13 protein-coding genes are annotated in these 12,635 nt (G+C 60.9%); 7 read left to right on the top strand and 6 right to left on the bottom strand.

What is annotated here, in order from left to right:
* Nucleotides 1-30 precede the first annotated feature (30 nt).
* From tsaC to Q7W83_RS28995, 3 genes are all read right to left on the bottom strand, one after another.
* Nucleotides 31-588: an L-threonylcarbamoyladenylate synthase type 1 TsaC gene (gene tsaC, locus Q7W83_RS29005; protein ID WP_150630656.1), complete on the bottom strand. Its 558-nt coding sequence runs from the start codon at nucleotides 586-588 to the stop codon at nucleotides 31-33.
* 54 nt (nucleotides 589-642) lie between these two features.
* Entirely contained in the window at nucleotides 643-1,752 is a 1,110-nt protein-coding gene (gene dprA / locus Q7W83_RS29000) for a DNA-processing protein DprA (protein WP_473658379.1), read from the bottom strand.
* Nucleotides 1,753-1,832: 80 nt separating this feature from the next.
* Nucleotides 1,833-2,858, bottom strand: a complete 1,026-nt coding sequence (locus Q7W83_RS28995) for a LysM peptidoglycan-binding domain-containing protein (RefSeq protein ID WP_150630654.1) — start codon at nucleotides 2,856-2,858, stop codon at nucleotides 1,833-1,835.
* Between the two features lie 171 nt (nucleotides 2,859-3,029).
* Here Q7W83_RS28995 and def point away from each other — a divergent pair, with 171 nt between their 5' ends.
* The 5 genes from def to Q7W83_RS28970 all read left to right on the top strand — a co-directional run bounded on the left by def (nucleotide 3,030) and on the right by Q7W83_RS28970 (nucleotide 7,745).
* A complete protein-coding gene (gene def, locus Q7W83_RS28990) occupies nucleotides 3,030-3,536 on the top strand; it encodes a peptide deformylase (RefSeq protein WP_109627010.1) in 507 nt (168 codons plus the stop codon).
* A 57-nt stretch (nucleotides 3,537-3,593) separates the two neighbouring features.
* Nucleotides 3,594-4,553: a methionyl-tRNA formyltransferase gene (fmt, locus tag Q7W83_RS28985; RefSeq protein WP_150639396.1), complete on the top strand. Its 960-nt coding sequence runs from the start codon at nucleotides 3,594-3,596 to the stop codon at nucleotides 4,551-4,553.
* Complete coding sequence (gene rsmB, locus Q7W83_RS28980) at nucleotides 4,550-5,860, top strand: 16S rRNA (cytosine(967)-C(5))-methyltransferase RsmB (protein ID WP_473658376.1); 1,311 nt, start codon at nucleotides 4,550-4,552, stop codon at nucleotides 5,858-5,860. The genes fmt and rsmB overlap by 4 nt, the downstream gene beginning before the upstream one ends.
* Nucleotides 5,861-5,883: 23 nt before the next feature.
* Nucleotides 5,884-7,257 carry a Trk system potassium transporter TrkA gene (gene trkA, locus Q7W83_RS28975; protein ID WP_017341720.1) on the top strand — a complete coding sequence of 458 codons (1,374 nt, stop codon included), beginning with the start codon at nucleotides 5,884-5,886 and terminating at the stop codon, nucleotides 7,255-7,257.
* Between the two features lie 173 nt (nucleotides 7,258-7,430).
* A complete protein-coding gene (locus tag Q7W83_RS28970; RefSeq protein ID WP_008027576.1) occupies nucleotides 7,431-7,745 on the top strand; it encodes a tetratricopeptide repeat protein in 315 nt (104 codons plus the stop codon).
* Here Q7W83_RS28970 and Q7W83_RS28965 read toward each other — a convergent pair whose 3' ends face one another.
* From Q7W83_RS28965 to tag, 3 genes are all read right to left on the bottom strand, one after another.
* Nucleotides 7,746-7,985, bottom strand: coding sequence for a PilZ domain-containing protein (locus Q7W83_RS28965; RefSeq protein WP_150630650.1), 240 nt, complete (start codon nucleotides 7,983-7,985; stop codon nucleotides 7,746-7,748).
* Nucleotides 7,986-8,057: 72 nt separating this feature from the next.
* Entirely contained in the window at nucleotides 8,058-8,945 is an 888-nt protein-coding gene (locus Q7W83_RS28960; protein WP_084317555.1) for a lysophospholipid acyltransferase, read from the bottom strand.
* Between the two features lie 40 nt (nucleotides 8,946-8,985).
* Nucleotides 8,986-9,543, bottom strand: a complete 558-nt coding sequence (gene tag, locus Q7W83_RS28955; RefSeq protein WP_150630649.1) for a DNA-3-methyladenine glycosylase I — start codon at nucleotides 9,541-9,543, stop codon at nucleotides 8,986-8,988.
* An 81-nt stretch (nucleotides 9,544-9,624) separates the two neighbouring features.
* Here tag and glyQ point away from each other — a divergent pair, with 81 nt between their 5' ends.
* Together glyQ and glyS are read left to right on the top strand one after the other, a co-directional pair.
* Complete coding sequence (gene glyQ, locus Q7W83_RS28950; RefSeq protein WP_003213601.1) at nucleotides 9,625-10,578, top strand: glycine--tRNA ligase subunit alpha; 954 nt, start codon at nucleotides 9,625-9,627, stop codon at nucleotides 10,576-10,578.
* Nucleotides 10,575-12,629, top strand: a complete 2,055-nt coding sequence (glyS, locus tag Q7W83_RS28945) for a glycine--tRNA ligase subunit beta (RefSeq protein WP_458378055.1) — start codon at nucleotides 10,575-10,577, stop codon at nucleotides 12,627-12,629. The genes glyQ and glyS overlap by 4 nt, the downstream gene beginning before the upstream one ends.
* Nucleotides 12,630-12,635 lie beyond the last annotated feature (6 nt).

Raw genomic sequence — 12,635 nt, 5'->3', positions numbered from 1 at the left:
GGCTTGCCAGCGATGAACGATGACTCGGCCTCAATCCGGGCGGATGACGTTCCCGGTCGCCAGATCGCGAATCACACTCGGATTCTTGCGCCCACCGAGGTTGCCTCCGAGGATGAAATCAATCTGCCCGCGGAAATACTGCTCCACGCGAATCCGCGTCCGCGCCGCCGGCCGTCCTTGAGGGTTGGCCGAGGTCGACACCAACGGCCCGACCACTGCGCACAAATCCCGCACCAACGGGTGATCGCTGACCCGCAACGCCACCGTTTCGTGCACGCCGGTAATCCATTGCGGCAACATATTCTGATGCGGCACCAGCCAAGTGTTTGGCCCCGGCCAGGTGCTGGCCATGCGGTCCATCCACAGTTCGGGGAAGTCTTCGAACAGGAAGTCGAACTGGCGAATGTTGTCCGCGACCAGAATCAGGCCCTTTTCCACCGACCGCCCCTTGAGCATCAGCAGACGCTCTACCGCCTCTTCGTCCCACGGGTCGCAACCCAGGCCCCAGACCGCCTCGGTTGGATAGGCAATCACCGCCCCTGCGCGAATGGCTTGCGCGGCTTGTTGCACACGCCAACTATTGACCATGAAAAACTCTCCGGAATAAGGCTCTGCGCAGTTTACCGATCTTCCTTATAAAACCTAGCTCACCCGCGCAAACCAGCGCCCGCTTTCGCAGACCGCCCGGCCGTCCATTTCAAGCTCAGTCAGCGCCGCCAGCACTTTGGGCAGCGCCCAGCCGCTGGAGACGGACAACGCTTCAGGGGTATGCGGCGCCGCGTGCAGCAGTAGCAGCAGTAGCAGCAGCGGATGCGTCACCGACGGTGCCTGCATGGCTAGCGGCAACTGTTGCCAGCCGCGCAACGCTTCGAGGATATGTTCGATGGTTTCCACCAGCATCGCGCCGTCGCGAATCAGCTGGTGACACCCCTTGGCACCGGGATGATGGATCGATCCCGGAATTGCATACACCTCTCGACCTTGCTCCGCCGCCAGCCTCGCGGTGATCAAAGAACCGCTGGCGATACTGGCCTCCACCACCAGCACACCGAGAGACAAACCGCTGATGATGCGATTGCGTCGCGGGAAGTTGCTGGCCGTAGGCCCGGCGTCCAGCGGGAACTCTGAAAGCACCGCACTTCCCGACGCAATCATGGCCTCTGCGAGCCTGCGGTTGCGCTGTGGATAAAACTTTTCAAGTCCCGTGCCAAGTACGCCGACCGTTCGCCCGCCCACGTCCAGAGCGGCTTGATGCGCGGCGGCATCAATACCCAGCGCCAGACCACTGGTGATGACGAAACCGGCGCCAGCCAGACTGCGCGAAAACGCAGCGGCGGTGTCCATCCCCGGGCGGGAAGCACGTCGACTGCCGACCATCGCCAATTGCGGTTTTTCCAGAATGCCCGGATCGCCCGCGACGAATAACAGCGGCGGCGCATCGCTGATTTCCGCCAGCAGTGCCGGGTACTCAGGCTGGTCCCACATCAGTAAATGCTGGCCCGGACGCTCTAACCAGGCCAATGCGTGGCTGGCGCCGTCCCGGACATCATCGGCCCGGCGAGCCTCGGCACAAGCAAGCGGCAAGCCCAGCGAACGCCAGGCACTGGCCGGCGCACTGATGGCTTTGGACGCCGAGCCGAAGGCCTCGAGCAATTTCCTGAAACGCGCAGGACCGAGCTCCGGCAAACGATGCAGACGTAAACGGGCTTCCAGTTCCGCAGGGGAAACCGGTGTAAGAGTAGAAAGCGACATGGATCATCCTTGATCGTTATGAGCCCCGTTCAAACGGGAATAAGCTGTGGATAACTCTGTTGGTAACTTGTGGAGCCTGCTTACGGATTCCGCACCTTGTCCATCACTGCCAAGGAGCGCGATGCGGTGAGCACCAATCCGTAACTGAGTTTGTCGTAGGTGCGGAATACCATCAGCAAACCGGCGCGTTCATCGGGAATTTTCAGCGGTTGCCCGGAGACCCGGTCACGCACGGTTTCGCCGGTTTTCATCACCACCAGCACGTTGCCTTCGGCGAGACCGTCGCGTTGGCCCCTGTTCAGCGTGACGACATCCATCGCGCCGATCTGGGTAACCCCGCGCGGTACGTCGATGATCAGGCCGTTGATCTGGGTTTTTGGCGCACTGGGCATGAAGGTCGAGTTGATCGATCGCTCTTCGCCGCTGAACAAGCGATCGCCGAGGCGCACTTCCTGAGTCGTGCGTTGCAGCGCCAGCGTCGCGACATCACCCTCGGTAGCGACAATTTCACCACCGCCGATGTCGTCGGCATTGATCCCCAGAAACTCCTTGCTCTCGGGGTCGGTATAAACCTTGCCCTGGCGGAAGATGCCATAGACCGGTTGATTGGGATCGAAATGACCGCGAGCGAAAATCCGGTCGCCTGTGCCGCTGAGCACCCGCTCGGCATCGCCGGCAACGATGTAAGGCGCCTTGTCGAAATCCTCAACCTTGTCGACGATGCGGTTGCTCAGCAGAAAACTGTTGATCGACTGCAACGGAATGCTCGGGATGGCGTCGGCCACCGGCGAACTGCGCACCCGTGGCGAGAGCTTGATGGTGCCCCGGGAAGCCCCGCGATTGAGGGTCAGACGCGGCTGACCGTTGACGTAGACCAGCGACAGCAAATCACCGGGGTAAATCAGATTGGGGTTCTGGATCTGCGGATTGACCTGCCAGAGCTCGGGCCACTTCCACGGCTCACGGAGGAATTTCCCGGAGATGTCCCAGAGTGTGTCACCCGCCACCACTGTGTATTGCTGTGGAAAACCTTCCCTGAGTTGCACTTGCCCATGCGCCAAACCGGCCGAGGCCAGAAGGAGCAAGGCGAGTAGTGATTTCCTCATGCGGTGAATCCCTTTATTATGTGCGTTCGCGTGAAACGCCAGAGCCCTCGTGGCTCGCTCCCGACTCTTCACTGAAAAGAAAAGGAGCTACGCTTCACAACGGTAGCCTGCATCTTCGGACCTGCCAGGCCATCGACCCGACTTTACCTCACACGTGCAGCAATTAAGCTTATGGCCATTTTAGACATCCTCGAATTCCCCGACTCGCGCCTGCGCACTATCGCCAAACCTGTGGCCGTAGTGGACGACGAAGTGCGTCAGTTGGTCGATGATATGTTTGAAACAATGTATGAAGCGCCAGGCATCGGCCTCGCCGCGACCCAGGTCAACGTGCACAAACGTATCGTCGTGATGGACCTCTCCGAAGACCGCAGCGAACCGCGGGTGTTCATCAACCCCGAGTTCGAGTCCCTGACCGACGAGATGGAGCAATACCAGGAAGGCTGCCTCTCGGTGCCGGGTTTCTACGAAAACGTCGATCGTCCGCAAAAGGTCAAGGTCAAGGCCCTGGACCGCGACGGCAAGCCGTACGAACTGATCGCCGAAGGCCTGCTCGCGGTGTGCATTCAGCATGAATGCGACCACCTCAACGGCAAATTGTTCGTCGACTACCTGTCGAACCTCAAACGCGACCGAATCAAGAAGAAACTGGAAAAGCTCCATCGCCAGAACGCTTGATGCCCTCCTTTCAAAGGCTTGCTGCGGCAAGCCTTTTTCTTTTCAGAGATTGCTCCCATGACTGAGCCACTGCGCATCGTCTTTGCCGGCACCCCGGAATTCGCCGCCGAACACCTCAAGGCCCTGCTCGACAGCCCTTACGAGATCGTCGCGGTCTACACCCAACCGGACCGTCCGGCGGGTCGCGGGCAAAAGCTGATGCCGAGCCCGGTCAAGCAGTTGGCGCTGGAAAACAACATCCAGGTGTTGCAACCGCCAACCCTGCGCAATGAAGACGCTCAAGCCGAACTGGCCGCGCTGAAGCCGGACTTGCTGGTGGTGGTCGCCTACGGCCTGATCCTGCCGCAAGTGGTGCTGGATATTCCGCATCTGGGTTGCATCAACAGCCACGCGTCATTGCTGCCACGCTGGCGAGGGGCGGCGCCGATCCAACGCGCCGTTGAAGCCGGCGACAGCGAAAGCGGCGTGACCGTGATGCGCATGGAACTGGGTCTCGACACCGGGCCGATGCTGCTGAAAGTCGCCACGCCGATCAGCGCTGAAGACACCGGTGGCAGCCTGCACGACCGTTTGGCGAAAATCGGTCCACCGGCGGTGATTCAAGCCATCGCCGGCCTCGCCGCCGGCACGCTGGAAGGCGAAGTGCAGGACGACAGCCTCGCCACCTACGCACACAAACTGAACAAGGACGAAGCGCGCATTGACTGGAATCGCCCGGCCGTTGAGCTGGAACGTCTGGTCCGCGCCTTCAACCCATGGCCGATTACCCACAGCACGCTGAACGGCGAAGCGCTGAAAGTGCTGGCCGCGAGCCTCGCTGAAGGGCAGGGCGCACCAGGGCAAATCCTCGGCGCCAGCAAGGACGGTTTGATCGTCGCCTGCGGTGAGCAAGCCCTGTGTCTGACGCGTCTGCAATTGCCCGGCGGCAAAGCACTGAACTTCAGCGATTTGTTCAACAGCCGTCGTGAGAAATTTGCCGTCGGCACCGTCCTCGGTCAAACGGCGGATGCGCAATGAATCCACGTCTGGCCGCCGCCAAGGCACTTGCTGCCGTTCTTAACGGAAAAGCCTCACTCAACAGCTCGCTGCCGACGCAAATGGACAAGGTTGAAGACCGCGACCGCGGTTTCACTCAGGACCTGGCGTTTGGCACCGCACGTTGGCAGCCGCGTTTGTCGGCACTGGCGGCCAAGTTGCTGCAGAAGCCATTCAAGGCTGCGGACGCCGATGTCGAGGCGCTGTTGCTGGTCGGCCTCTACCAATTGCTTTACACCCGCGTCCCGGCCCACGCCGCCATCGGCGAAACCGTGGGCTGCGCCGACAAACTGAAAAAGCCATGGGCCAAAGCGTTGCTCAACGCCGTGTTGCGCCGCGCCCAACGTGAAAGCGAAGCGCTGCTGGCCGAATTGGAACATGACCCGGTGGTGCGCACCGCTCACCCGCGCTGGTTGCAAAAATCCCTGAAAGCCTTCTGGCCTGAGCAATGGGAAACCATTTGCGCGGCGAACAACGCGCACCCGCCGATGATTCTGCGGGTCAACCGTCGTCATCACAATCGGGATGCCTACCTGGGGCTGCTGACCGAAGCGGGCATCGCCGCCACGCCGTGCGTTTACAGCCAGGACGGCATCATTCTCGACGCTGCCGCCGATGTACGCAGCCTGCCGGGTTTCGCTGAAGGCTGGATCAGCGTGCAGGACGAAGCGGCGCAACTGGCCGCCGACCTGCTCGACCTGGCGCCGGGCCAGCGGGTGCTCGACGCCTGCTGCGCACCGGGCGGCAAGACCTGCCACATCCTCGAAGCCGAACCGGCACTGGCCGGTGTTGTTGCCGTGGATCTGGAAGCCAAGCGGCTGGTGCGTGTGCGAGAAAACCTCGCACGCCTGGGCCTGAGCGCCGAACTGATCGCCGCCGACGGCCGCGACACTGCCACCTGGTGGGACGGCAAACCGTTCCAGCGCATTCTGCTGGACGCGCCGTGTTCGGCCACCGGGGTGATCCGTCGTCACCCGGACATCAAGCTGACGCGCCAACCGGATGACATCGCGGCGCTGGCGGTCCTTCAGGGCGAATTGCTCGACGCCCTGTGGATAACGTTGGAAGTCGGCGGGATTCTGCTTTATGCCACTTGCTCCACGCTGCCGACCGAGAACACCGAAGTCATCGAAGCCTTCCTCGCTCGCACACCGGGCGCCCGTGAGCTGGACCTCGCCACCACGGCGGGCATCAAGCAGCCACACGGTCGCCAGTTGCTGGCACAGGAAGGCGGCCATGACGGGTTCTACTACGCCAAACTGATCAAGATCGCCGCCGCGCGCGGTTAACCGGATTCCAAGGGAGTGACTGGATGAAAATCATCATCCTCGGCGCAGGGCAGGTCGGCGGTTCGCTGGCGGAGCACTTGGCCAGCGAGGCCAACGACATCACAGTGGTCGACACCGATGGCGAACGCCTACGCGACCTCGGCGATCGGCTGGACATCCGCACGGTGCAGGGCCGCGGCTCGCTGCCGACGGTGCTGCGTCAGGCCGGCGCGGACGATGCCGACATGCTGGTGGCGGTGACCAACAGCGACGAAACCAACATGGTCGCCTGTCAGGTCGCCCACACCCTGTTCCACACCCCGACGAAAATTGCCCGTGTCCGCGAAGCGGCGTACCTGACGCGTTCCGAACTGTTCGATAACGAAGCGATTCCGGTGGATGTGCTGATCAGCCCGGAACAAGTGGTCACCAACTACATCAAGCGCCTGATCCAGCATCCGGGCGCGTTGCAGGTGATCGACTTCGCCGAAGGCAAAGCGCAGCTGGTCGCAGTGAAGGCTTACTACGGCGGACCGCTGGTGGGTCAGCAACTACGTCAGTTGCGTGAACACATGCCGAATGTCGAAACCCGCGTTGCAGCGATTTTCCGCCGTGACCGGCCGATCCTGCCCCAGGGCGACACGGTGATCGAGGCCGACGACGAAGTGTTTTTCATCGCCGCCAAGGCGAACATTCGCGCCGTGATGAGCGAAATGCGCCGCCTCGATGAGAGCTACAAGCGCATCGTCATCGCCGGGGGCGGGCAGATCGGCGAGCGTCTGGCCGAAGCCATCGAAAGCCGATATCAGGTGAAGATCATCGAGATGAACCCGGCCCGCTGCCGCCATCTCTCCGACACCCTCGACAGCACCGTGGTCCTGCAGGGCAGTGCCTCCGACCGCGACCTGCTGATGGAAGAGAACATCGCCGACGCCGACATCTTCCTGGCCCTGACCAACGACGACGAAGCCAACATCATGTCGTCGTTGCTGGCCAAGCGCCTGGGCGCAAAAAAGGTGATGACCATCATCAACAACCCGGCCTACGTCGATTTGATCCAGGGTGGCGACATCGACATCGCCATCAGCCCGCAGCTGGCGACCATCGGCACCTTGTTGGCGCACGTACGGCGCGGCGATATTGTCAGCGTGCATTCATTGCGGCGTGGTGCGGCAGAGGCCATCGAGGCGATTGCCCATGGTGATGCGAAGTCGAGCAAAGTCATTGGCAAGGCCATCGAGAACATCGGTTTGCCCCCGGGCACCACGATTGGCGCGATTATTCGTGATGAAGAAGTGATCATTGCCCACGACGACACGGTGATCGAGGCGGGTGACCATGTGATTTTGTTCCTTGTGGATAAAAAGCATATTCGGGATGTGGAAAAGTTGTTCCATGTGGGGCTTAGCTTCTTTTGATCCGCATTTGCGGTGGCCAGACCGGCCTCTTCGCGGGCAAGCCCGCTCCCACAGGTTCTCGGTCATGCACAAGTTTTATGTTCACTGAAGATCCCGGTGGGAGCGGGCTTGCCCGCGATGCGATCTCAAAAACACACCGGCATATCTGAATAACTTCGGTAAGGAATCCACCCATGATCGAATCCCTGGAAAAAATGCTCGCCAAGGGTGTGGATAACTCATTGCTGCGCTTCGGCCTGGGCAAGGGCTACCTGGATCTTGGGGAGAACGCCAAGGCCGCCGAGCATTTCCAGCGTTGCGTCGAGTTCGATCCGAAGTATTCAGCGGCGTGGAAGCTGTTGGGCAAGGCGCATCTGGCGCTGGCGGACTATCCGGCCGCGCGTCAGGCCTGGGAGCAGGGTCTGGAAGCGGCTCGTGCTCACGGCGACAAGCAGGCGGAGAAGGAGATGACGGTGTTTCTGAAGAAGCTCGAGCGTCAGGCGCACTGATCAAAGATAACGCAGGCCAATGCCGTCGGCGTCCACCAACACCACTTCCATGCGAACCCGCGGCGCGCCTGCGGGTAAACCCTGTACCTGCCCATAGACCACCGCGCCCTTGGGCAACGTCGACAAGCCCGGATGCTTGACGTAGACGCCCGTGGTCGAGAGATTGCGGGTCTGGCCGAGGCATTCGCCGAAGCTTTCATGACTGATCTTGATGCGAAACGATTTACGGTGTTCGGACATCTTCTGCGCCCTTTCTTGAACAGTTGTGGATAACCCTGAACCCAAGGTTATCCACAGATCATGCCAATCAACTCAATACCAGCGCTCTTCGCCAGGCGGACGCTTCTTGAAGCGTTTCATGCTCCACATGTACTGGCTCGGGTAGGCCCGCACGTAGCGCTCGACCACCTTGCTCATGGCCGCGCAGGACGTCTCGGTATCAGTGCTGTACATGGCCTCTGGCGCCGCTTCGAGGATCACTTTGTAGCCCGAACCGTCCGGCAGCCGCAGGGCGTGCAGGAACACGCCGACGGCTTTGCCGCCCGCCAACATGTTGGGCACAAACTTGCTGGTCAGCGCCTGAGTGGCGAAGAACGGCACGAAGATCCCGGCGGATTCGGCCGGTTCCGGATCAGCGGGAATGCCCACTGCACCACCTTTGCGCACTTCCTTGATGACGCTGAGGATACCTTCCTTGGTGGAGGCGGCGACCTTGTTACCCAGTTGCACCCGCTGCTTGCGCAGCAATTCATCCACAGCCTTGAGCTTTGGCGGACGATAGAAAATGATCGGTTTGCACTGGCTGCAGTAGAAGTGATTCAACACTTCCCAGTTGCCGAGATGGCTGGTGATGCCGACCACCCCTTTGCCCGAGGCGAGGGCGTCCTTCAAGACGTCGAGCCCTTCGACTTCGCGCACCAGATCGATGGAACGCTGCGCCGGCCAGATCCACGCGCAGGCACTTTCGGTCAGCGACTTGCCGATGTCTTTCAGGCTCTGGCCGACCAGACGCTCGCGCTCGGCAGGGTCCATCTCGGGAAAGCACTTGGCCAGATTGATCCGCACCACGTCGCGGGAACGGTTAGGGGTTTTCCACATCACCCAGCCGATGGCCGAGCCAACCGCCTGCACTGCTCGCCAAGGAAGCAGGGCAAACAGCCTCAGAGCGCCTACCAGCAAGGCGCCTTTCAACTTATCCACAGGTCACTCCTGATCGTGTGCTGTACGCGAGGCGGCTATTCTAACCGCCGTTCGTCAACGTCGCGTAGCGATCGCAATCCCGAGTGTGGTCCATGACCATCCCCGAGGCCTGCATCAGCGCGTAGCAAATGGTCGGACCGACGAAGGTGAAGCCGGCTTTTTTCAAGCCTTTGCTCATTTCCACGGCGACTGGCGTCACCGCCGGCACTTCGGTGCGATCCTTGAAATGATTGATCACGGGCGTACCGCCGACAAAGGACCAGAGAAACTCGACCGGGTCTTCGAGCGCCAGCCAGGCCTGCGCATTGCGCCGGGCCGCGTTAAGTTTGAGGCGATTGCGAATAATGCCGGGATCGAGCATCAATTCATCGATTTCGGCGTCGCTCATTTGCGCCACGCGCTGTACGTCAAAGCCGAACAACACCTCGCGATAACGCTCACGTTTGCGCAGCACGGTGATCCATGAGAGGCCGGCCTGGAACCCTTCGAGCAAAAGCAACTCGAACAATCCCTGCGCATCGCGTAGCGGCGTGCCCCACTCCTGATCGTGATAAGCCATGTACAGCGGATCTTCGGAACACCAAAAGCAGCGTGGCATAAGGCTCCAGGGGGCGTGCGCAGCAACGAATCGGGTATACTCCCGCTCTTTAAATCGCAGCCCAAGAAACAGGTGAATTTCGTGAGCCAGCCTACGCCAGCCGTGCGTACCTTCCAAGACTTGATCCTCGCCCTCCAGCAATACTGGGCCGAGCAAGGTTGCGTGGTACTTCAGCCCTACGATATGGAAGTAGGCGCCGGGACTTTCCACACTGCCACGTTTCTGCGCGCCATCGGCCCGGAAACCTGGAACGCCGCTTATGTGCAGCCCAGTCGTCGCCCGACTGACGGCCGCTACGGCGAAAACCCGAACCGTCTGCAGCACTACTACCAGTTCCAGGTAGTCCTGAAGCCGAACCCGGACAACTTCCAGGAACTGTACCTGGGCTCCCTCAAGCATGTCGGCCTGGATCCGTTGGTCCACGACATTCGCTTCGTTGAAGACAACTGGGAATCGCCGACTCTGGGCGCCTGGGGTCTGGGCTGGGAAGTCTGGCTGAACGGCATGGAAGTGACGCAGTTCACTTACTTCCAGCAGGCGGGCGGCATCGAGTGCTACCCGGTGACCGGCGAGATCACCTACGGCCTCGAGCGTCTGGCCATGTACCTGCAAGGCGTGGACTCGGTCTACGACCTGGTCTGGGCTGACGGTCCGTTCGGCAAAGTGACCTACGGCGACGTGTTCCACCAGAACGAAGTGGAGCAGTCGACCTACAACTTCGAACACGCCAACGTCGAGAAGCTGTTCGAACTGTTCGACTTCTACGAAAGCGAAGCCAAGCGCCTGATCGAACTCGACCAGCCGCTGCCATTGCCGAGCTACGAAATGGTGTTGAAGGCTTCCCACACCTTCAACCTGCTGGATGCGCGCCGGGCAATTTCGGTGACTGCGCGTCAGCAATATATTCTGCGTGTCCGCACCCTGGCGCGTTCCGTTGCGCAAGCCTACCTGCTGGCTCGCGCCAAGCTGGGCTTCCCGATGGCGACCCCGGACCTGCGTGATGAAGTACTGGCCAAGCTGGAGGCTGCACAATGAGTGCTCAAGATTTTCTGGTTGAACTGGGCACCGAAGAACTGCCACCCAAAGCCCTGAACACCTTGGCCGAGGCGTTCCTGGCCGGTATCGACAAGGGCCTGCAAGCCGCTGGCCTGAACTACGAGACCAAAACCGTCTACGCCGCGCCACGTCGTCTGGCGGTGCTGATCACCTCGCTGTCCACCCAGCAACCGGATCGCAGCATCAACCTCGATGGCCCGCCACGTCAGGCCGCGTTCGATGCCGAAGGCAACCCGACTCAAGCGGCATTGGGTTTCGCCAAGAAATGCGGCGTCGACCTGAGCGAAATCGATCAGAGCGGCCCGAAACTGCGTTACAGCCAAAGCATCGCCGGCAAGCCGACCGCGAGCCTGCTGCCGACCATCGTCGAAGATTCCCTGAACGACCTGCCGATCCCGAAGCGCATGCGCTGGGGCGCTCGCAAGGAAGAATTCGTTCGTCCGACCCAATGGCTGGTGATGCTGCTCGGTGACCAGGTCATCGACTGCACCATCCTCGCCCAGAAGGCCGGCCGCGATTCCCGTGGTCACCGCTTCCATCACCCGGAAAGCGTGCGCATCACCTCGCCGGCCAACTACCTGACGGACCTGCGTGCCGCTTATGTCCTGGCGGACGCCAATGAGCGCCGCTCCATTATCAGCAAGCGCACCGAAGAACTGGCGACGATGCAGGAAGGCACGGCGATCGTTCCACCAGCCCTGCTCGACGAAGTGACCGCGCTGGTTGAATGGCCGGTGCCGCTGGTGTGCTCGTTCGAGGAGCGTTTCCTCGACGTGCCGCAGGAAGCGCTGATCACCACCATGCAGGACAACCAGAAGTATTTCTGCCTGCTGGATGCCGACGGCAAGTTGCTGCCACGTTTCATTACCGTGGCCAACATCGAAAGCAAAGACCCGCAGCAAATCATCGCCGGTAACGAGAAAGTGGTTCGCCCACGCCTGACCGACGCCGAGTTCTTCTTCAAGCAAGACAAGAAGCAGAAACTCGAAGACTTTAACCTGCGTCTGCAGAACGTGGTGTTCCAGGAAAAACTCGGCAGCGTCTACGACAAGGCCGAGCGGGTTTCCAGACTCGCTGCGTTCATCGCTCAGCGAATTGGCGGCAACGCAGCCTGGGCCTCCCGTGCCGGCCTGCTGTCCAAGTGCGACCTGGCGACCGAGATGGTCGGCGAGTTCCCGGAGATGCAAGGCGTCGCCGGTTACTACTACGCCCTCAACGACGGCGAGCCGGAAGAAGTCGCACTGGCGTTGAACGAGCAGTACATGCCCCGCGGTGCCGGTGCTGAACTGCCGACCACCCTGACCGGTGCGGCCGTGGCCATCGCCGACAAACTCGACACGCTGGTCGGCATCTTCGGTATCGGCATGCTGCCAACCGGTAGCAAAGACCCGTATGCCCTGCGTCGTGCTGCACTCGGCGTGTTGCGCATCCTGATCGACAAGAAGCTCGACCTGGACCTGAACGATGCCGTGGCGTTCGCCGTGAATGCGTTCGGCGCCAAGGTCAAGGCGGCTGGCCTCGCCGACTCGGTACTCGAATTCGTATTCGACCGTCTGCGTGCCCGTTACGAAGACGAAGGTGTGGACGTTGGGACTTATCTGTCGGTTCGTGCCCTGAAGCCGGGTTCGGCGCTGGACTTCGATCAGCGCGTACAAGCGGTGGAAGCGTTCCGCAAACTGCCCGAAGCGGCGGCCCTCGCTGCAGTGAACAAGCGCGTTTCGAACTTGCTGAGCAAGGTTGAAGGCTCTGTTCCATCGGTCGTTGAAGCCAAGTATTTCGACAACGCCAACGAATTCTCCCTGTACTCGGCGATTCAGCAGGCAGACCAGGCTGTTCAGCCAATGGCCGCTGCGCGTCAGTACAGCGAATCGCTGGCACGTCTGGCTGCCCTGCGCGAGCCTGTGGATGCATTCTTCGAAGCAGTCATGGTCAACGCTGAGGATGCCAAGGTCCGTGCCAACCGCTATGCGCTGCTAGCGCGTCTGCGTGGCTTGTTCCTCGGCGTCGCCGATATTTCGTTGCTGGGGTAAGACTGT

It is taken from the genome of Pseudomonas sp. 300 (assembly GCF_055803035.1).
This window is presented reverse-complemented; position numbering and strand designations above follow the sequence as displayed.

What these genes read in the sequence shown, in the direction of transcription:
- fmt (WP_150639396.1), top strand. Translation starts at nt 3,594, where the DNA reads ATGACTGAGCCACTGCGCATCGTCTTTGCCGGCACCCCGGAATTCGCC.
- tag (WP_150630649.1), bottom strand. Translation starts at nt 9,543, where the DNA reads ATGCCACGCTGCTTTTGGTGTTCCGAAGATCCGCTGTACATGGCTTAT.
- tsaC (WP_150630656.1), bottom strand. Translation starts at nt 588, where the DNA reads ATGGTCAATAGTTGGCGTGTGCAACAAGCCGCGCAAGCCATTCGCGCA.
- Q7W83_RS28970 (WP_008027576.1), top strand. Translation starts at nt 7,431, where the DNA reads ATGATCGAATCCCTGGAAAAAATGCTCGCCAAGGGTGTGGATAACTCA.
- dprA (WP_473658379.1), bottom strand. Translation starts at nt 1,752, where the DNA reads ATGTCGCTTTCTACTCTTACACCGGTTTCCCCTGCGGAACTGGAAGCC.
- glyS (WP_458378055.1), top strand. Translation starts at nt 10,575, where the DNA reads ATGAGTGCTCAAGATTTTCTGGTTGAACTGGGCACCGAAGAACTGCCA.
- trkA (WP_017341720.1), top strand. Translation starts at nt 5,884, where the DNA reads ATGAAAATCATCATCCTCGGCGCAGGGCAGGTCGGCGGTTCGCTGGCG.
- Q7W83_RS28965 (WP_150630650.1), bottom strand. Translation starts at nt 7,985, where the DNA reads ATGTCCGAACACCGTAAATCGTTTCGCATCAAGATCAGTCATGAAAGC.
- Q7W83_RS28995 (WP_150630654.1), bottom strand. Translation starts at nt 2,858, where the DNA reads ATGAGGAAATCACTACTCGCCTTGCTCCTTCTGGCCTCGGCCGGTTTG.
- def (WP_109627010.1), top strand. Translation starts at nt 3,030, where the DNA reads ATGGCCATTTTAGACATCCTCGAATTCCCCGACTCGCGCCTGCGCACT.
- rsmB (WP_473658376.1), top strand. Translation starts at nt 4,550, where the DNA reads ATGAATCCACGTCTGGCCGCCGCCAAGGCACTTGCTGCCGTTCTTAAC.